The sequence below is a fragment of the Novosphingobium sp. TCA1 genome, assembly GCF_009811895.1.
GTDB lineage: Bacteria > Pseudomonadota > Alphaproteobacteria > Sphingomonadales > Sphingomonadaceae > Novosphingobium > Novosphingobium panipatense_A.
In genome coordinates, this window is the sequence record NZ_BLJH01000009.1 from 25514 (window position 1) to 45659 (window position 20146).

Here is a 20146-nt window from a genome sequence, read left to right on the forward strand (position 1 = left end):
CCTTTACGCCATCTCGCGCAGCCAGCCACGCGTGGCTTCCAGCACCGCTCTCGCCCGCAGGACCGGATCGGGGAACGCCGCGCGCAGCGCGGCGGAGCGCAATTCGATGGACAGCGGAACTTCTGCGGGCAATGCCGCCAGTAAGTCCGCCAGCGGCAGCGCCCCCTCTCCGCACTGTTCGCGCAAGTCCACCGCATCCGCGATCACGGCGGCGAAGTCCGAAGGGTCGGGCCGCTTGGCGCGCGCATCGCAGAACTGGGCGTAAGGCAGCAGCGCCGGATCGATGGCGGCGATCTCCGCCAGGCTTGTGCCCGAACGGTCGACATGGATCGGATCGATCAGCAGCGCTGCCAGCGGATGATCCACCTGCCGGATGACGCCCAGCGCCTGCGCCAGATTCTTCACCTCGGTGAAAATGCCGAATTCCAGCGCCACACGCAGGCCCGAACCCTCAGCATGGCGGCAGAGCGCGGCGAGTTTCTCCGCCGCGGCGCCATGATCGGGGTCGGACGAGACGCAGAGCACATTCCCCGCGCCGAGGTCCGCGCCCACGTCAATCACCGTGCGATGATCGTCGAGCGCGGAATCGGGCTTGATCCACACGACTTCCACATCGAGCACCGGCATGCCGGTGCGCGCCAGCGCCGCGCGGGTATCGCGGCTGTGCTGCGCGGTCCATTCCGCCGGATCGATCCAGAGGCCGACCGCGTCGAACCCCGTCGCCGCGCCGGCCTCCACCACGTCCACCGCGCCGAATTCGGGCAGCACGCCCGAAGCCAGCGAAAGCTTGCGCGCCATCTGTCCCGTCCGCCTTACATTTGCGGTTCGGGCAGCGAGGCGTCGTCCTGCAGATACCAGTTCAGCCATTCGTGGAAGTACTGGTTGCCCCTTTCGTTGCGACCGAAGGTAAGCTCGTCATGCGCCCCGGATTCGAGGCCTTTCTGGATCTCCAGCCCGATGACGTAATCCTCCTGATAGGTCACGTCGCGGAAGAAGTTCATCGCCGCTTCCACCCCTTCGCGGTCCGCCTCGTCCCGCACCGGATCGCGGCGCAGGTAGTTCAGCACCGTGCGGTTACGGTCGGGCGTGGGCCCCGGGAAAAGCTGGGCGATCTGGGTGATTTCGGGCGCGATGAAGATCGATACGTTGGGGAAGAAGATGCGCACGAAATCGTAGCCATAGTTCTCCTTGTTGCCCCATTCCTCTCGCGGCACGTCCTTCAGCTGCTCGGCAATCGAGTGCTGGGGGAAGCCGATGCGGATGTTCGGGCCGAAGCCTTCGTAATGCGTGCAGTTGGACGGCGTGCGCGGAAAGATCGTTTCCGGGTGGAGCGACTGGAAGTGATAACCCTCCAGATAACCGTCGAAGGCGATCTTCCAGTTCGCACCCTCGATCGTGCGGTTGCCCAGATAGGTCCAGTTGGCGAAGTCCAGCGCCTCGAAATCCTCAAGATAACCGCGAAAATGATTGTCCAGGTCCATCGGCGCATTGGGCGTCAGGCAGACGAAGATCATACCGGCGCGTTCCTCGCACGGAAGCTGGCGCAGGCCCATCTCGCCCTTGTCTACTTGCCCGAAGGTGCTCGCCTCCGAAATGCCCAGCAGGCGGCCGTCCGCCGCGTAAGTCCAGGCGTGATACTTGCAGGTGAAGCGGGCGCAATTGCCATGCCCTTCCGCCGCGACCGGCGCGCCGCGATGCGAACAGACGTTCAGGAACGCGCGGACCTTCCCTTCCTTGTCGCGCGTGATCAGCACCGGCAGGCCCACGGCCTCCATCGCCTTGTAATCGCCAGGCTTCGGCATTTCCGCCGTGAAAGCCAGCATCAGCGGCACGCGCTTGAACACCAGCTCCATCTCGGCCTTGTACTGGTCCTTGTCGGTATAGCTTGCGGTGGGGACCTTGAATGTCCGGTCCGTCTGGAAAGTCTTCCTGTTCTCGACGTAATCGAGCATGATCTCGGCGACGTCGCCAATGTGCTTTACGCGGTCCACTCGGTCCTCTCCCGCATCGTTATCGCCTGCGATCCTGTGCCCGTGCGGCAATGGCGGCAACCTGCGCAAGGTGATAGGTTCTTGGCACTTTGGCCAGTTGGCCGCGATCTTCGGCAAGGGCAGTCATCGGCGATGATGGAGAGGAATGACAGCCCCTGGGCGTGGCTGAAAACGCCGCCGCCGCACCTGGCCGCCTATGCCGAGACCGGCGTGTGGGACGAACGCACGATCGCGCAGCAGGCACAGGCGCTGGCCGAGGCGGACCCCGATTTCGTGGCGCTGATCGACGGCGAGGTTACCGTGACGCGCGCGCAGGCGCTGGCCGATGCGGAGGCGCTATCGGCCGCGCTCCATGCACGCGGGCTGCGGGCCGGCGATGTGCTGGCCTTTCAGGTGCCCAACTGGCGCGAGGCGATGGTCATCAATTTGGCCGCCGCGATGTCCGGGCTAATCGTCAATCCCATCGTGCCGATCTACCGCGACCGGGAAGTGGCGCAGATGCTGGCCGATTGCCGCGCCGCAGCGCTGTTCGTGCCCGCCACCTTCCGCAAGTTCGACTATGCCGCGATGGCCACGCGGATCGCCGCCGACCTGCCCGATTTGCGGCATGTCTTCACTGTGCGGGGAGAAGGCGCCGACGATTACGCCGTACTTGTTGCGGAAGGGCGCGGGCAAGCTTTCGCGCGGCCCGCCGTCGATCCGCTGGGCGTAAAGATGGTGCTCTACACCTCGGGCACCACCGGCAGACCAAAGGGCGTACTGCACAGCCACGTTTCCATCGCGCGCATCCTTCGGACAAGCGCCGCGCATTGGGGCCTTGCTCCGGGCGAGGCGACGCTGATGCCCTCCCCCGTCACCCACGTTTCGGGCTATGCCAACGGGCTGGAGGCGCCCTTCGTCTGCGGCACCCGCACCGTGCTGATGGAAAGCTGGAACGCGGTCGAGGCGCTGGCCCTGATCGACCGGCACGCGCTGGTCGGCACGGTCGCCGCCACGCCTTTTCTGGTGGAATTGGCGGCGGCAGCGCGCGCGGCGGGCAATCCGCTGCCCACGTTCCGCTTCTTCGCCTGCGGCGGCGCGGCGGTGCCGCCGGACCTGATCCCCGCCGCCAATGCCGCCTTCGCGCAGTGCCGCGCCTTCCGCGTCTTCGGCGCATCCGAAGTGCCGCTGGTGACTTTCGGCTGGCCGCGCGACGAGGCGCTGGCCGCTGCGACCGACGGCAAAGTGGTCGATTACGAAGTGCGGATCGTCGACGGCGAGGACCGCGACTTGCCCGATGGCACCGAGGGTGAAATCCTCGCGCGCGGGCCGGGCATGTTGTTGGGCTATGCCGACGAAGGCCAGACGCGTGAGGCGATCACGGCGGACGGTTTCTTCCGTACCGGAGATCTGGGCACGCGCTCGGCCGAAGGGGCGATCACCGTGACGGGCCGAAAGAAGGACCTGATCATCCGGGGCGGGGAAAACATCTCCGCCAAGGAGATCGAGGACGTGCTCCACGGCCATCCGCTGGTACGCGAGGCTGCGGTTGTCGCCATGCCCCATACGCGCCTGGGCGAAGGCGTCTGCGCTTATGTGATCGCGATTGGGGCGGTGTCAGGCGACGACCTCGCCGCGCATGTCGCCACCAGCGGGCTGGCCAAGCAGAAGGTCCCGGAGCGCTTCGAGTTCCGGGAAGACTTCCCCCGCACTGCCTCGGGCAAAGTGCGCAAGGACCTGCTGCGCGAGGATGTGCGGGCCTTGCTGGTTCCGTAGCAGCGGCGCGCACGGCTTAGATCAAACGAAACCTATCAGTCCCATCCTCGTCGCCCCCGCGTAGGCGGGGGCCCCGCTTTTCTTGCAGCGCAGCGCTGTGGATCGAAGAACAAGCGGGATCCCCGCCTACGCGGGGATGACGGGGTGTGGGTGTGTGGGTGTATGGGGCGTGAGTGTATTCGTGCGAAGCGGCCTATCCCCCCATCGCCGCCGCCACCGCCGCGTCGATCTCGCTCTTCATCGGATTGCGCCGCAGGGTCAGGCCGCCGTTCACTTGCAGGTTCTCGCCGGTCATGAAGCATTCGTCGCTGGCCAGCCAGACGGCGGCGGCGGCGATATCGTCCGAAGTGCCGATGCGGCCCAGCGGATAGCCGGCCAGAAACGCATCGAACAGCCCCGGCACTTGCTTGGCATCCGCCGTCATCGGCGTATCCGTCAGTCCCGGAGAGATCGAGTTCGCCCGCACCCCCTCACGCCCGAACTCGTTGGCCACGCAGCGGATCACATGGTCCGTCCCCGCCTTGGTGCCCATGTAGGCGGCGTGATCGTCCAGCATGATCGTCGCGGTGGCCGAACTGATCTGGATGATCGAGCCGCCCTGCCCGCCCCGGCTGCGCGCCATGCGGCGCAGCATCGACTGGAAGAAGTGAAACGGCCCGACGTATTGCAGCATCGTCATCGCCATCACGTCTTCATGCGTGGTGTCGAGGAACGGCTTCAGCAGGCCCCAGCCGGTGGCGTTGAGGGCAATGTCGATGCCGCCCAGTTTTGCCACGCCCGCCTCGGCCAGCGCCTCCACGCTGCCTTCGTCGGTGAGGTCGCACGGGCCCCATTCGCAACCCTGCTTTGCGGCGAAGTCGGCCAGAACGGCCTCCTTGCGCCCCGATACCAGCACCCGCGCGCCTTCGGCCAGAAAGCGCCGGGCGATGTGCTGGCCCATGTTGCCAGCGCTGCTCGCGCCCAGAATCACGGCGCGCTTGCCTTGCAGTCGTCCCATCATCGTCTCCCGTCTTTATCGGAAGGCCCTACCACGCCGATGGATGCGCCGTTCCTGACCAAAATAGGAGTGGCCCCCGCGCCTTGGAGCGGCGACAACCGACGCAGAAAACAACGCGCGAAGGCAGAGGAACAGGCAGCCATGGATCTTGGACTGAAGGGCAGGAAAGTCATTCTCACCGGCGGCAGCCGCGGCATCGGCCGCGCCGCGCTGGAGATCTTCGCCGCGGAAGGCTGCGACATCGCATTCTTCTCGCGCAATGCCGAACAAGTGGCCGAAACGGTGGACTCGCTGGCACGCCACGGCGGCATCGTGATCGGCGAGGCGCTCGACATGCTGGACCATGGCGCTTACGTCGAATGGCTGACATCCGCTGCCGACAGGCTGGGTGGCTGCGACATTTTCGTCCCCGGCGCCAGCGCCTCCGGCTCCGGTGCCACCGGCGACTGGGAGGCCTGCTTCGCCGCCGACATCAAGGGCACCGTGCTCGGCTGCGAGACCTTGCAGCCTTATCTCGAAAAGTCCGGCACCGGCGCGATCGTCATCATGGCCTCCACCGCCGGCACCGAAACCTTCATCGTGCCGCAGGCCTTCAACGCCATGAAGGCGGCGCTGATCGCCTATTCGGGCCAGCTCAGCCAAATGGTCGGCCCACAGGGCATCCGCGTGAACTGCGTTTCGCCCGGCCCGATCAAATTCCCCGGCGGCAACTGGGAAGCGATCGGCTCGGCCATGCCCGAACTCTACCAGGCGACCGAGGCGGCCTTCGCGCTCGGCCGCTGGGGCGGGCCGGAGGAAGTGGCCCGCACCATCGTATTCCTGGCCAGCACAGCCTCTTCCTACACCACCGGCACCAACGTGGTGGTGGACGGCGGCTATACCAAGCGCGTGCAGTTCTAGGGCTCACCCTCCGGCATGGAGGCGGCGGACCTTCGGGTTCGCCGCCTTTTTTTGGCGTAGTGTGGGGCTGCGGGGCCTTCGACAAGCTCAGGCTGAGCGGGTTGAGAGCGGCGTTTCTCCCTGCCTCTGAACCCCACCCCCGCTCATCCTGAGCTTGTCGAAGGATCATCCCCAGCCTCCCGAGCTAGACGATCCGCAACACCAGCTTCCCAGTATTCGCCCCCGAAAATAGCCGCATGAACGCGGCATAGGCGTTTTCCAGCCCCTCCTGCACATCCTCGTCGGCGCGCAGCCGCCCTTCGGCAAGCCACTTCGCCATCTGCGCGCCGCCCTCGGCGAAGCGGTGGGCGTAATCGGCGATCAGGAAACCATGCACGGTCGCGCGCCGCGTCAATATTTGCCAGAGGCTGCGCAAGCCCTGCTTTTCCGCCGAATTGTATTCGCTGATCAGCCCGCAGAGCACGATCCGCGCGTGGAGCGCCAGGTTGAACACTTCCGCCTCCAGCACCGGCCCGCCGACATTCTCGAAGACAACGTTCGCGCCCTCCGGCGCCGCCTCGGCAATCGCGGCGACCAGCGCGGCGTGGTCCTTGCCCTTGTAGTCGATGGCGGCATCGAAGCCGTAGTCTTCGATCAGGCGGCGGCACTTTTCCGCACCGCCCGCGATGCCGATCACGCGGCACCCTGCGATCTTGCCGAGCTGGCCCACCGCCGATCCCACCGCACCCGCCGCACCTGAAACCAGCAAGGTTTCACCCTCACGCGGCTGCGCCACTTCCAGCAGGCCGAAATAGGCCGTCAGCCCCACCGCCCCCAGTGCCGAGAGATAGTTGGAGGGCGATGCCACCGCGTCGATGTCGATCGGCATGGTGAAACCGCCGGGCATCGCCACCGAGTAATCCTCCAGCGCATTCAACCCCATGACCCATTGCCCCACGCGAAACTCAGGATTGTCCGAGGCCTGCACCACGCCCACGGTGGTCGCGCGGACCGGCGCGCCGAGCGGGATCGGCGGCATGTAGCTTTCCGCATCGTCCATCCAGCCGCGCTGCGCGGGATCGAGCGAAGCGTAGTGGTTGCGAACAACGATCCAGCCGCGCGGCGGCACCGGCACGTCCTCTTCCACCAGCGCGAAATCCTCGGCCACGGGTTCGCCCCGGGGTCTGCGTGCAAGCAGGAAGCGGCGGTTGGCAGTCATGTCGCGGGATCTCCTCTCCATTCTCCTACTGCCTCGACATTCATGGCCGTGACTGCACCTGTGCAAATGGTCAGTTCGAGTATCACTCCAATTCGTAGCATAGTGATCAAGTAAAGTCGGCTACAAGAATAGTCGGGGAGAGGGAGGAAAACATGGCATCCGCACGTCGTCGCGGAGCGTTGCTTGTCGCACTTTCGACAAGCGCGCTCACCTGCATCATTTCTCCGGCCAATGCACAGAGCGAGGCGCCCGCGCCTGCACAGGCACCGGTACCGCAACAGGCCACGATCGATACCACCGAAATCATCGTCACCGCCCGGCGCCGTTCGGAAACGCTGCAATCGACCCCGGTCGCCATTACGGCCATCAACACCGCGATGCTGGAAAACAAGGCCGCCGTGAATATCGGCGACCTGCAGGGCACCGCACCCGGCCTGCTCATCACCCAACAGAATTCTGGCGCGCAGGCGGCCAATATCTCGATCCGCGGCCTGACGTATGCCGACGTCGAGAAGTCCCAGACGCCGACGGTGGGCGTCGTCGTGGACGGCGTGACGATCGGCACCAATACCGGCCAGCTTCAGGACGCCTTCGACATTGCCCAGATCGAGGTCCTGCGCGGCCCGCAGGGCACGCTGTTCGGCGCCAACACGATCGGCGGCGTCATCAACATCACCCGTACCAAGCCCACCATGGAACCCGGCGTGAAGGCCGAGTTTACCTATGGCCGCTGGAACACTTGGGCGGGCAAGGCCATCGTCAACTATGGCGACGGCGAGACCTGGGGCATCAAGGGCTGGTACTTCCACAACGAATCCGACGGCTTCTACTACAACGCCATCCGCGATACCCGCGCGGGCGGCAGCAAGGGCGACAGCTACGGCGCCAGCCTGCTGTTCGAGCCGACCGGCAGCGGTTTCGATGCCCAGCTCAGCGTCGAGAACGTGGTCCAGAGTTTCGAGCCGGTCGTCAGCAACCTGACCAACAGCACCGAGATGTTCTGCGGACTGATCCCCGCCAACGAGTGCAACCGCAACAATACCACCGATCTCTATACCGTGTTCACCCTGCCGGCGAAGAGCAAGTACCGTGCGCCGAACGCCACATTGCAGATGAACTACGACCTGGGCGCGGTAAAGCTCAGCTCGATCACCGGATGGCGCCACAGCAAGGAGAAGCAGACGCAGGACTTCGATGGGTCCTCGACCGATCTCTACTACGTCGACCGCCGTCAGAAGTACACGCAGTGGAGCCAGGAGCTGCGCGCCGCCGGGAACCTGTTTACCGGATTCGACTATGTCGTGGGCGCCTATTACTTCCACTCCAAGTACGATCTTACCCAGTGGACGCGCTTCTTCGGCTTCGATCCTTCGGTCCCGCCCATGGAGTTCGACCAGAACGCGCAGACCAACCTGGGCAAGACTACCAGCTACGCCTTCTTCGGAGACTTCAACTGGGCCTTTGCCGACAAGTGGCGGCTTTCGTTCGGCGGCCGCTGGTCGCATGACAACAAGAAGCTGACCAACAGCTTCGCGCGGGACGGGTTGATCGGCTCGGGCGATGCGAACTTCACCAAGTTCACGCCCAAGATCGGCATCGACTATCGCCCCAGCAACGACGTCATGCTCTATGCCAGCTGGTCTCGCGGCTACCGCTCGGGCGGGTTCAGCCCCCGCGCCGCCACGGCGGACACCGCCAGCACCCCGTTCCAACCCGAAACCGTGGACGCCTACGAAATCGGCGCCAAGCTGGCCGCCTTCGACAAGAAGCTGGAAATCAACCTTGCCGGCTACATTTCCGACTACAAGGACATGCAGCAGAACCTCACCGTACCCGGCGGCCCGCTCGGCAACCAGACGATCACCGGCAACGTACCGGGCGGCGCGCTGATCAAGGGCATAGAGATGGACGCCACCCTGCGCGTGACCCCGCGCCTGACGATCACCGCCTCTTCCGCCTACATGAAATCGCACTTCCGCAACTTCGTGACCGACGGCGCCTATAACGGCCTCATCGTGCCGTTCGACTATTCCGCGAACCGGCTGATCTATGCTCCGAAGTTCACCGGATCGGTCAATGCGGACTACACCGTGCCCACCAGCTTCGGCAAAGTCGTGGCGACGGCAGGCTGGCGCCATATCAGCCCTTACGACGAACAGATCTCGCAAGCCTCGCTGACGCCCGTGACCGACGCCTCCGGCACGGTCACCGAGGTAATCGTCAACGGCAACGACCCCCGCGTGCGCACCACCACGCAGGATCTGGTCGATGCCAGCCTCACCGTGAACTTCGATATCGACGACAAGGAGGCTTACGTCCGTTTCTTCGGCCGCAATCTCCTCAACGAGAAGACCACCACGCACGCCTTCACCGTCGCCGGGCTGTTCTCGTTCGGTATGGCGCTGGAGCCGCGTACTTATGGCGCCACTATCGGCGTAAAGTTCTGAAATCGCATCAGGAAGGGTTACAAGGCATGGGCCGTCTGGAAGGCAAGATCACGCTGGTTACCGGCGCCGGAAACGAACGCGGACTGGGCGCTGCCACCGCGCGGCGCTTCGCGGAGGAAGGCGCTTTCGTCTACCTGACGGACCTCGATACGGGCGGCGCGGAGAGTGTTGCCGCCGCGATCCGGGAAGGCGGCGGCCAGGCCGAAGCCCTGGCGCAGGACGTGACCAGCGAGGCGGGCTGGGAGGACCTGTTCCAGGCGATCGAAAAGGGCCACGGCAGGATCGACGTACTGGTCAACAATGCCGGTATCGCCGTGCTGAAGCCGCTGACGGCACTTTCCCTTGCCGACTGGGAAAAGCAGAACAAGGTCAATCTCGACAGCGTGTTCCTGGGCACGCGCCGGGCGGTGGAACTGATGCGCAAGACCGGCGGCGGCGGTTCCATAGTCAATCTCTCGTCGATCGGCGGCCTCGTCGGCGTGCCGATGTGCGGGGCCTACGGCGCTGCCAAGGGCGGGGTGCGGATCTTCTCCAAGGTCGTGGCGCTGGAATGCGCGGCCGAAGGCATCCGCTGCAATTCCGTCCACCCCGGCATGATCGAAACCGCCATGCAGGACGTCGCCCGCAGCGACAATCCGCAAGGCTTCAAGGAGATCGTCGCCTCGATCCCGATGAAGCGCATGGGCAGCCCGCTGGACATCGCCAACATGATCCTGTTCCTCGCCAGCGATGAGGCGAACTACATCACCGGCGGAGAATTCGTGGTGGACGGCGGTGTGACGGCCATGTGAGGCTGGCGAAGCCGGAAGAAATGCCCCGAAGAATCGCGTCGTCCCGGACTTGCTCCGGGACCGCTGGCAGTTCTTCAGGCACACCCGCGCAGAAAAACGCCCCGCCGACAGCGAGGCCGTTCACGGCCAGCGGTCCCGGATCAAGTCCGGGACGACGACTATAACCGCACCACCACTTTGCCGATATTCCTGCCCGTCAACATGCGCTCATAAGCGATCAGCACGTTCTCGATCCCCTGCGTCTCGTCGAAGCGCATCGTCAGCTTGCCCGCATCCAGCCATGCCTGCAATTGCGGCAGGAATTCGGCACCGCGTTCGAGGAAGTCGGGGATGAAGAAGCCTTCCACCCGCAGCCGCCGCATCAGGATCTGGTCGAAGCGCGCAGGCCCGGGCAGCGGCGCATCACCTTCGTAGCCCGCCACCATGCCGCAGATCGCAACGCGGCCGTAATGCGCCATGTTGGGCAGGACCGCATCGAGGATCGCCCCGCCGACATTGTCGAAGAACGCCCCGATCCCGCCTTCGCACGTCGCCAGCCGCACCTCCACATCCTCGCCGCGGTAGTCGATGGCCATGTCCACGCCGAGTTCCTCGCGCAAGAAGCGGCACTTTTCCGGTCCCCCGGCGATGCCGACCACTTTGGCGCCGAGATTGCGCCCGACCTGACAGGCCAGGCTACCCGTAGCGCCCGCCGCCGCCGAAACCGCCAGCCACTCGCCCGGCCGCACCGCCGCCACCTCCCGCACGCCGACATAGGCCGTCCAGGCATTCATCCCCAGCGCGCCGAAATGCTGGCGCGGATCCGCGACGCTCTCGTCCACCGCTTCCAGCCCGGCCAGCGCGGGCATGACCACCGCCTGCTCCGCCCATTGCCCGAAACCGCGCACCAGGGTGCCGACCGGAAAGGCCGGATCGCGCGTCTCGCTGACCCGGCCGAGCACCAGCCCCACCATCTTCGCACCCAGCGGCAGCGGCGGCTGATAACCGTCCGTGCGCGGGCTCATCCACATGCGGGTCCCAGCATCCATCGACAACCATTCCGCCGCGATGCGCACTTCGCCCGAGGCCAGAGGCGCGGGCACTTCCTCGCAAAGGCTCAGGAAACGGGCGAAATCGCTGTTGCCTTGGGGGTGGCGGTCGAGCCGCCAGAAACGGTTGCCGGTCAAGTCTGATCTCCCAGTGGGCTCACTTCACCGTCACCTGCCCGCCCCTGCCCGCCACCTGACCAAACAGCTAGGGCTATCCGTTTGCACAGGCCCCGAGGGCACCGCGCAGGCCTACCAATGCGGGACAACAATAGATATATCGGGAGGTCCTGAGATGCGATTCTCGAAATCCGTCCTGTTCGCGTCGACGGCGCTGACGATCGGCCTATGCGTCCAACCCGCCGCCGCGCAGGAAGCCCCGGCGGCCCCTGCACCAGAGCAGGCCCAGCAACAGGCAGGCGGCATCCACGACATCATCGTCACGGCCCGCAAGCGGCAGGAAACCGCGCAGGACGTGCCGGTGGCCGTCACCGCCATCTCCGCCGAGCAGATCACCTCGCGCGACATCACCAGCGTAGAGAAGATCGCCGCGATCGCGCCCCAGTTCAACGTCGGCCGCGCCTCCAACGGTTCCGGCGCGCAGCTCACCTTGCGCGGCATCGGTTCCTCCTCCACCTCGATCGGCATCGAGCAATCGGTGGCGGTCGTCGTGGACGGCGCCTATTACGGCCAGGGCCGCGTGATCCAGGAGGGCTTCTTCGACCTTGCGCGGGTGGAAGTGCTCAAGGGCCCGCAGGCGCTGTTCTTCGGCAAGAACGCCACGGCCGGGGTCATTTCCATCACCACCGCCGATCCTACCCCGACGCCCGAGTTCCAGATCAAGGGCGGCTACGAATTCCGCAGCCAGCAATGGCGGGTCGAGGGCTATGCCTCGCTGCCGCTGACCGAGACCCTCGGCTTCCGACTGGCCGCGCGCTATTCGAAGATGGAGGGCGGCTATTACCGCAATGTCGCCGACGATATCGTCTATACCGAAGTGGACTCGGTCAGCGTCCTTGCGGGCGGAAACGGCGATCCCACCTCGCACATTGCCGCACCCGCCGCGCACAAGGCGCCGGGCGAGGAGGAATTCCTGGCCCGCGCCACGCTGAAATGGGAGCCGACCAGCCGCCTCACCGTCAGCCTCAAGGGCAATGTCGACTTCAACACCGTCAACAATTCCTCGTGGAACTACGTCGCCTTCGCCTGCGGCGATGGAGATACCTCGCAGCTCAACGGCTATGCCTGCGGCAAGCATTTCGTGACCCACCAGAACAACATGCCGGTAGACGTCGCCGCCGGATTTCCCTTCGCCAAGCAGAACGGCGCGCTTTACAACCGCTATCGTTCGGCGGGCGGCACCCTCAACGTGACATACGATGCCGACCAGCTCCAGCTGTCCTCGGTCACGAACTACCAGTGGAACAACAACCGCTGGGCCTGCGCCTGCGACTTCCAGTCCAGCAACAGCGCGGGCGGGCCCGGCAGCAACTGGGCGACCGAAAACTCCTCATGGAAAGCGTTCAGCCAGGAGTTTCGCGCGCTGACCCAGTTCGACGGCCCGTTCAACATGATGCTGGGCATGCTCTACCAGAAGACCCGCCGCGATTTCGAGCAATACGTCCTCACCGGCGGCGTTTCCAATTCCGCCGCACCGGCGGGGCTGGAACATGTCGCCACGGCCAAGACCAGCTTCACGAAGGGCGAGACCATGGCCGTCTTCGGCCAGATGACCTACAAGATCCTCCCCACGCTGGAACTGGCAGGCGGCGTGCGCTATTCCGACGAGACCAAGAACAGCTACTTCACCCAGTTCTACAACAACCCGCTGGTCACCAGCATCTTCCGCGACCAGTTCGACCCGGACGGCCTGGGCGAAGTGACCGCGCGCCAGCATTTCACCAACTGGTCCCCCGAAGCCACGCTGACCTGGAAACCGACCGACGACCTCATGGTCTACGGCGCCTACAAGACCGCCTACAAGTCGGGCGGGTTCTCCAACGGCGGGATCAATTCGAAGTTCTCGACCGATCCAACGGCAGACCTGACATTCGATCCCGAGAAGGCGGAAGGCTTCGAACTGGGCTTCAAGTCCACGCTGCTGGACCGCCAGCTTCGTTTCAACGTCACCGCCTTCAACTACAAGTACAGGAACCTGCAGGTCGACTTCTTCAACTCACCTATCTTCGCCTTCCAGACGCTCACCGCCGATGCCCGGACCAAGGGCGTGGAAGCCGAGTTCCAGTTCGCCCCCAACGGCGTCCCGGGCCTCGACCTTCACGGATCGGTGAACTACGATAAGGCCCGCTATACCGACTTCCCGCTCGCCCCCTGCTATGCCGGACAGACCCCGGCCGAAGGCTGCAACCTGGCGGGCAACTCCCGGCAGGACCTTGGCGGCCAGTCGCTCTCCGTCGCGCCGCGCTGGACCGGCAATCTCGGCGTCAACTACGAGATGTCGGTCGGCACATCGATGAAGCTGGGCATGAACGTCGACGCCCGGTATTCGGGCAGTTACCTTGCCTCCGCCTTCGGCAATCCCCTGTCGCGGCAGGGCGAATACGTGACGCTCGACGCCGGCTTGCGCTTCGGCGCCGAGGACGACAACTGGCAGGTGGCCGTGATCGGCAAGAACCTCACCAACCAGTTCTACGTCACCGGCGTGGTGGACGGCCCCTCTACCGGGAGCGGCACCGGCACCCCGGCGGGCATCAAGGCCGACCAGCTCGGCTTCGGCACCCTGCCCCGCACGGTCATGGTGGAAGTGACCAAGAAGTTCTGATGAAAGTCGTTTTGAAAAATGCCCGAAAGAGGGCATTTTTAAACGGCACCGGCCCACGCCCCCACCCGACCTCCCATCTAGGATACACTGAGTGGGAGGTCGGGTGGGGGCGTGGGCCGGTGCCGCAAAATCCGCCGCAGGCGGATTTTCAAAACAATCCATCATCGAAATCGTCGTCGTCAAGGTCGAACGGGTCTGAAGCCGGCGCGGCGGCGGTTTCGCCGCCGGGCTGGAATGCGCGGTGTACCTCGCGTTCGCGCGCCATGGTGTAGCGCGCCGCGATAGCAGCAAGCAGGTCGCCCAGCGCCGTCAGGGCTTCCTCGGAAATGGCGGGTTCCGCCAGGTCGGGTATCTCGCGCCCGAACTGCGAGAGACGTTCCGTGATCGCCGCCAGCGGCCCGCCGACATCCTCTTCGCAATCGATCTTGCCGGTGGTGTCCTCCAGAATCTCCGCGACCGAGGAAGCGCCTTCGTCCAGCTCGGACAGGCCCGAGCGCATGCGCTGTCCCCCGTCCCTGATGCAGCCAAGCGATTCCGCCAGAGCCGCACCGGCATCGACGCCCGCGTCTTCTTCCGAACCGCGAATGACGGTAGCCGCCACGGTCAGTCCGTCGAAGGAGCGCGCGATGCCCGAGGCGATAGTCGCCAGCGTGGCGGCAAAACCGCGAATTTCGGAGGCGACGACGGCAAGCCCACGTCCCTCGGGGCCCATGCGATAGCAGCGCAGATCGGTGTTCCAGGCCATCTGCTGGACATCGCTGGTAATGCGATGGACCGTCGCCAGCCGCTGCGACAGGTTCTCGGCCGTCGTGGAGGCCAGGCTGCTGAGGCGGCCCGAGCGGGCATCGGCCTCGCGCAGGCTCTCGGTCACGCTCGTCACTTCCGCCACGCTCTGCTCAAGCTGGTGGAGGAACGGCCCTTCTCCCGCGCTATCGGCCTCGCGTAAGTCGAGCAGGCTTGCCGCGCTTGGCCCGATGCCGCGCAGGCTGCTGGCGAGCAGGCGGGATTCGCGCTGGAACGTCTCCAGCGTGTCGGCGGCCTGGGCCGCCAGCAAGGCAACCGCGTGATCCGCCAGCTGCCCCGCGACATCGTCCGCAAGCGCGCCGGGCGCGGCGAGGAAGGCATCGACGTCCTGCAGTCCGTCCGCGAGATGCTCCAGCCGCTGGCGGGTGCTGTCGCCCACCTGAAGCGCGCCGAGCGCGGTGCCGACCTGGGCGCGGATCTGGCGCGCCACTTCGGCGATCCGCAAGGCCCGCTCCGAGAGTTCGAGCTGGTGCTGCTGCAAGGCCACGGCATCGCCGGAAAGCTTGCGCGGGATATGGGGGATGACCAGGGCGCATTCCCCGGCGAGCTGGCGCTCGACCTCGAACATCGCGGGCACGGCTTCGGCCAGCCAGACGATCTCCCGCGCGAGCGCTTCCATCTCGGTCTCGCCCAGGTCCAGCTTCACGAACATGGTATCGGCAAAGCTGGAGAAATCGCCCGTTCCCGCCGCCGCGACCTTTATGTTGAGCCCACAGATGCGCAGGAAACTGAGCGTGCGATTGACCTGATCGATCTGGTGCGAAAGCGCGGCGCTGGCCTGCTCGATCGCCACCAGTGCTTCCTTGCGCGCGGCCTGGATCGCGGGCAGCCGGGTCAGCCGCTCCGCCGTGCGCCGCATGGAATCCACCGCGGCATCGGCGGCGTCACGCTCGAAGGCGTTCGTCACGTTTTCCAGTGCCCCGATCAGGCCCTCGACGATCTCGTAGGCCCGCGCCAGCGCGGTGCCCGCCGCCACGAAGCGCGCGTCGAGACCTCCGGCGATCCCGGCCAGCGCCTCGCCCAGTTCGGCCAGCGAAAGGCCGGTCGCGGCGGCATGTTCGGGCATTTCCCCCGGAATCGCGGCGCGTTGCAAGGTGTCCTCCTGAATCTGTTCGGGGCAGTAAGCGGTTGTCGTCATCGGCCGGCCGTCTTTTGTTTCTTATCGATTGGTTGCAGCGAGCAGTTCGCGGGCGATGGCGCCCAGCGGGACCACCCGGTCCGCCGCGCCGCGCGCAATGGCTTCCTTCGGCATGCCGAACACGATCGAGGTCGCCTCGTCCTGCGCGAAAGTGCGGGCGCCCGCCTGCTTCATTTCCAGCAGGCCACGCGCCCCGTCGTCGCCCATGCCGGTCATGATCACGCCCACCGCGTTCGAGCCTGCCGAGCGCGCGGCCGAGCGGAACAGCACGTCCACCGAGGGACGGTGCCGCGAAACCAGCGGGCCGTCCTTGACCGCGACATGATAGCGCGCACCCTGCCGTTCCAGCATCAGGTGCTTGCCGCCCGGCGCGATCAGGACATGGCCGCGCAGCACCGGATCGCCGTCCACCGCTTCCTTCACGTCCACTTCGCACAGGCCATTGAGGCGCTTGGCGAAGGCGCGGGTGAAGTTCTCCGGCATGTGCTGTACCACGACGACGCCCGGCGCATTGGCGGGCAAGGCCTCCAGCACTTCGCGAAGGGCCTCGGTGCCCCCGGTCGAGGCACCAAGGCAGACCACCATCTCGGTGGTGCGGCTCATCGCCCGGCCGCTGGGCGGAGGCAGCACGGCATCGGCGGTGAGCTTCTTCTGCGGACCTTCGGGCTTTGCCTCGCGCGTGGCGGGACGTCCGCGAACCCTTGCGCGGGAGGCGCCCTTCACGACGTCGCGGATCTGGAGGTTGTGCTCGGCCAGATGGTCGGCCACGCCGATACGCGGCTTCAGGATCACGTCCACCGCGCCCGCTTCCATGGCCTGGAGCAGCGTTTCCGAGCCTTCCTCCGTCAGCGACGAGCACATGACCACCGGCACCGGGCACTGCGACATCAGCTTGCGCAGGAACGTGATGCCGTCCATGCGCGGCATCTCGACGTCGAGCGTGATGACGTCGGGCACTTCCTCCTGGATCCGGCGCGCGGCGCTGAACGGGTCGGGCGCCGAACCGATCACCTCGATCTCGGGATCCTCCTGGAGGATCGCGGTCATCGTCTGGCGCACGCTGGCGGAATCGTCGATCACGAGGACGCGGATCTTCCTGCTCGCAAGCATGGCCTCAGTCCTTCCGAAACACGGTATTGGCCACTTGCGTCAGCGGCAGGTCGTGCCCGGTGATCGATTCCGAGTGCCCGAGGAACAGGTGGCCGCCCGGCTTCAGGCAATCGACGAGCCGCGAAACCACTTGCCGCTGCGTCGGCTTGTCGAAATAGATCAGCACGTTGCGGCAGAAGATCAGGTGCATGGGCTCTCCCACCGGATAGCGCTCGTCCATCAGGTTTAGCCGGGCGAAGCCGATCGCGCTGCGCAGGGCGGGCACCATGCGCACGTCACGCCGGGCCAGATCGCGCGGGAACATCACATATTTGCGCTGCAGCGCCTCGGGTACGGGATCGACCAACTCCGCCGGATAGATGCCGCTGCGCGCGGTCTCCAGCACGTCGGTGTCGAGATCGGTGGCCAGGATGCCATAGGCGGGGCCGCCCCGGTTCTCGGCATGATCGTCCAGCACCATGGCCATCGTGTAGGGTTCAGGCCCGGTCGAGCAGGCCGCGCTCCAGGCCCGGATCGTGCGGACGCCGCGCGCGGTCATGTCCGGCAGGATCACCTTGCTCAGGTACTCGAAATGGCCCGGTTCGCGGAAGAAGTCGGTCTTGTTGGTCGTCACCGCGTTGATCAGCGACAGGCCTTCCGCCGCGAGATTCTCGGCGGCGAAGATATAGTCGCAGTAGTCGTCCAGCGTCGGCGCGCCGATCGTCCGCTGGCGGCGGCGCAGACGACCTTCGAGCATGGTCTTCTTGCTCTCGGGCATCTTGATGCCGGAATATTCGTAGATATAGGCCGCCAGCCGCGCGAAGTTGCGCTTGCTCATCGGGTCTCCGGCATGGGGATTTCCGCCCATGGCGCTTCCGGTGGAAACGGTCCCGGAACTGGAACTGCGACTGGCTAAAGCGGCGGCGGTCATCTGCGCGGCTCCGGGATAGAGGAAAGAAGGTTCAGGCAGCGGCGGCGGAGAGGCGCGAGGCTTCTTCCGCCGAGAAGATTCGCGCCATGTCCACCAGCACGGTGAAGCCCTCGTCGCGCTTCACCACGCCGCCGATATATTCGGACGGCCAGCGCACCCCCACATCGGGTGCGCCGCCGATCTGGTCGAGACGGAAGCTGGTGACCTCGATCACCCGGTCCACCACCAGCCCCAGCACCAGCACGCGGTCCTCCAGCGGGATATCCGCCACCAGGATGCGCGTGGCCGGGGTGGGCTCCACCGGCGGCAGGCCCAGCCGCAGGCGCAGGTCGATCGTGGTCACGCCTTCGCCGCGCATGTCGGTCAGGCCGAGCAGATAGTCCGGCCCGCCGGGAATGCGGAAGGTTTCCCGGTAGTCGAGGATCTCGCGGACCAGTGCCACCGGCACCGCGAAGATCTCCGCCCCCAGGCCGAAAGTGACGGCCTGGATTTCGGACGCCTCGGTCATGCCGCGTGCATCCCGAAGGCGTCGTCGTGGTCGTCCGGTCCGCCCATGGCGAGATCCAGAGCGAAGCCGTTGCTCCTGGGCTGGCCGTTCGCGGGCACCGGGCGCTTCACGGGCGCCTTGATGGCCGCCTTGATCGGGGCCGCCTTGCGCACGCCCGCGCTGCGGACGGGCTTTCCGGCATCATCGACGCGGAAGTAGGAAATGCTCGCCTGAAGCTCCTCCGCCTGGGCCGCGAGTTCTTCCGAGGTGGAGGAGATCTGCTCCGATGCCCCGGCGTTCTGCTGGGTCACCTGGTCGAGCTGCTGGATCGCCTGGTTGATCTGGCCCGCACCGATGTCCTGTTCACGGCAGGCGGCGCTGATTTCCGAGATCAGTTCGGCCGTGCGGCGAATGTCCGGCACCAGCCTGGAGAGCATGTCGCCCGCCTCGGTGGCGGCATCGACGGTGTTCGACGAAACCGCGCTGATCTCCGCCGCCGCGCCCTGGCTGCGTTCGGCCAGCTTACGCACTTCCGAAGCGACGACCGCGAAGCCGCGGCCATGTTCGCCCGCGCGCGCCGCCTCGACGGCTGCGTTCAGCGCCAGCAGGTCGGTCTGGCGGGCGATTTCCTGGACGATGCCGATCTTCTCGGCAATCGTGCGCATGGCGCCGACGGCGCGGTCCACCGCCACGCCGCTGGCTTCGGCGTCCTGTGCGGACTGGCGGGCGATCTTCTCGGTCTGGGCGGCGTTCTCGGCGTTCTGCTTGATGTTGGCCGACATCTCTTCCATCGAGGCCGAAGCCTGCTCGGCGGCGGCGGCCTGCTCGGTCGCGCCCTGCGAGACCTGTTCGGACGTCGAGGACAGTTCCTGGCTGCCGCTGGCGACATTGTTGGCGGCCACGGTCGCATCGCCGACCACGCCGCGCAGGCGATCGATCATGCGGACCAGCGCATGGCCCAGCGTATCCTTGTCGGACAGCGGCTTGTGGGTGACGGTCAGGTCGCCGTCGGCGATCTTGTCGGCCAGGCCCGCGCTGACGCGCAAGTTGGCGGTCATCCGGTTGACGGTATCGACCAGGTCCTTGATCTCGTCGTTCGAGGTCACTTCCACGTCGTTGTCGAGATCGCCGATGGCTACCGCGTTGATCGCATTGCCAACCCGGCCGAGGCCGCGCGAGACGATCAGCGAGATCCATACCGCGCCCACCAGCGCACCGATGATCGCGACGGCGGCTACGGTAAGCAGCGTGGCGCGGGCCGAGGCGTAGAGCGCGTCGGTCTGCTTGTCGACCTGCTGCATGTCGTCGCGGGCGCGCTCCACCAGATCGTCGGTCTGCTTGCTGACGCGGTCGAGCACGGCACGGGCGCTACCCAGCGCCAGCACGGCGGCTTCCGCGTTCTGCCCACCTCTCGCCAGGGTGCGGATGCGGGTATCGAGCGGCTTGAAGTTCTCGAACGAGGTCCGCATCTCGCGCCAGGTCTGCTTGGCCTCGGGCGCCGAATTGGCTTCGCCCTCGTCCAGCAGGCGGTCGAATTCGGTCATCGAGCGACTGGCCTTGTCGTCGAATTCCTTCATCAGTTCCGGGTCGTCGGTCATCGTCATGGAGCGCTCATTGCGCGAGAGCGTGCCGAACACGACCTGCACCTGCTGCGCCCGGTCGAGGCGGGCGGCGGGACCGTTGATGAGATCGGTGATCGCGGTGTTGAGCGTGCTGAGGCGGGTCAGGCTGACGCCGACGACCACCGCAAGCAGGATCAGGATGATGGCGAAGGTAACGCCCAGCTTCATTTTTATCGTTGCGCGCATGAC

Annotated in this window: 15 protein-coding genes; 5 read left to right on the forward strand and 10 right to left on the reverse strand. The window is 65.8% G+C overall.

Features of this window, described 5'->3' with window-relative positions:
* Positions 1-3: 3 nt before the first annotated feature.
* Both NTCA1_RS12480 and NTCA1_RS12485 read right to left on the reverse strand, forming a co-directional pair.
* Positions 4-798 (reverse strand): sugar phosphate isomerase/epimerase, encoded by a 795-nt coding sequence (locus NTCA1_RS12480; protein ID WP_159830779.1) that lies wholly within the window; start codon positions 796-798, stop codon positions 4-6.
* A gap of 14 nt (positions 799-812) precedes the next feature.
* A complete protein-coding gene (locus NTCA1_RS12485; protein WP_159830780.1) occupies positions 813-1991 on the reverse strand; it encodes an aromatic ring-hydroxylating dioxygenase subunit alpha in 1179 nt (392 codons plus the stop codon).
* A gap of 132 nt (positions 1992-2123) precedes the next feature.
* On the opposite strand from NTCA1_RS12485, the gene NTCA1_RS12490 reads away from it, so the two are divergent.
* On the forward strand, positions 2124-3746 hold the full coding sequence (locus NTCA1_RS12490; protein ID WP_159830781.1) for an AMP-binding protein: 1623 nt from the start codon (positions 2124-2126) through the stop codon (positions 3744-3746).
* Between the two features lie 193 nt (positions 3747-3939).
* Here the strand turns inward: NTCA1_RS12490 and NTCA1_RS12495 are convergent, their stop codons facing one another.
* Positions 3940-4743: an SDR family oxidoreductase gene (locus NTCA1_RS12495; RefSeq protein WP_159830782.1), complete on the reverse strand. Its 804-nt coding sequence runs from the start codon at positions 4741-4743 to the stop codon at positions 3940-3942.
* Between the two features lie 141 nt (positions 4744-4884).
* On the opposite strand from NTCA1_RS12495, the gene NTCA1_RS12500 reads away from it, so the two are divergent.
* Positions 4885-5643, forward strand: a complete 759-nt coding sequence (locus NTCA1_RS12500; RefSeq protein WP_159830783.1) for an SDR family NAD(P)-dependent oxidoreductase — start codon at positions 4885-4887, stop codon at positions 5641-5643.
* Between the two features lie 184 nt (positions 5644-5827).
* Here the strand turns inward: NTCA1_RS12500 and NTCA1_RS12505 are convergent, their stop codons facing one another.
* A complete protein-coding gene (locus tag NTCA1_RS12505) occupies positions 5828-6841 on the reverse strand; it encodes an NADP-dependent oxidoreductase (protein WP_159830784.1) in 1014 nt (337 codons plus the stop codon).
* Positions 6842-6993: 152 nt separating this feature from the next.
* Between NTCA1_RS12505 and NTCA1_RS12510 the strand changes: the two genes are divergently transcribed.
* On the forward strand, positions 6994-9288 hold the full coding sequence (locus NTCA1_RS12510; RefSeq protein ID WP_159830785.1) for a TonB-dependent receptor: 2295 nt from the start codon (positions 6994-6996) through the stop codon (positions 9286-9288).
* Between the two features lie 26 nt (positions 9289-9314).
* Positions 9315-10079: an SDR family NAD(P)-dependent oxidoreductase gene (locus NTCA1_RS12515; RefSeq protein WP_159830786.1), complete on the forward strand. Its 765-nt coding sequence runs from the start codon at positions 9315-9317 to the stop codon at positions 10077-10079.
* Positions 10080-10237: 158 nt separating this feature from the next.
* Here NTCA1_RS12515 and NTCA1_RS12520 read toward each other — a convergent pair whose 3' ends face one another.
* Positions 10238-11245 carry an NADP-dependent oxidoreductase gene (locus NTCA1_RS12520; protein ID WP_159830787.1) on the reverse strand — a complete coding sequence of 336 codons (1008 nt, stop codon included), beginning with the start codon at positions 11243-11245 and terminating at the stop codon, positions 10238-10240.
* Between the two features lie 154 nt (positions 11246-11399).
* On the opposite strand from NTCA1_RS12520, the gene NTCA1_RS12525 reads away from it, so the two are divergent.
* Positions 11400-13886, forward strand: a complete 2487-nt coding sequence (locus tag NTCA1_RS12525) for a TonB-dependent receptor (RefSeq protein ID WP_159830788.1) — start codon at positions 11400-11402, stop codon at positions 13884-13886.
* Positions 13887-14034: 148 nt separating this feature from the next.
* Here the strand turns inward: NTCA1_RS12525 and NTCA1_RS12530 are convergent, their stop codons facing one another.
* From NTCA1_RS12530 to NTCA1_RS12550, 5 genes are all read right to left on the reverse strand, one after another.
* On the reverse strand, positions 14035-15828 hold the full coding sequence (locus NTCA1_RS12530) for a hypothetical protein (RefSeq protein WP_236549283.1): 1794 nt from the start codon (positions 15826-15828) through the stop codon (positions 14035-14037).
* Between the two features lie 21 nt (positions 15829-15849).
* Positions 15850-16938 carry a chemotaxis response regulator protein-glutamate methylesterase gene (locus tag NTCA1_RS12535; protein WP_086492533.1) on the reverse strand — a complete coding sequence of 363 codons (1089 nt, stop codon included), beginning with the start codon at positions 16936-16938 and terminating at the stop codon, positions 15850-15852.
* A 4-nt stretch (positions 16939-16942) separates the two neighbouring features.
* The gene (locus NTCA1_RS12540) at positions 16943-17755 is read right to left on the reverse strand and encodes a protein-glutamate O-methyltransferase CheR (RefSeq protein WP_159830860.1); all 813 of its coding nucleotides are present in this window, start codon (positions 17753-17755) and stop codon (positions 16943-16945) included.
* Positions 17756-17879: 124 nt separating this feature from the next.
* Positions 17880-18356 (reverse strand): chemotaxis protein CheW, encoded by a 477-nt coding sequence (locus NTCA1_RS12545; protein WP_086492535.1) that lies wholly within the window; start codon positions 18354-18356, stop codon positions 17880-17882.
* Positions 18353-20143, reverse strand: a complete 1791-nt coding sequence (locus tag NTCA1_RS12550; protein ID WP_086492536.1) for a methyl-accepting chemotaxis protein — start codon at positions 20141-20143, stop codon at positions 18353-18355. Before NTCA1_RS12550 ends, NTCA1_RS12545 begins: the two co-directional genes overlap by 4 nt.
* Between the last annotated feature and the right edge of the window lie 3 nt (positions 20144-20146).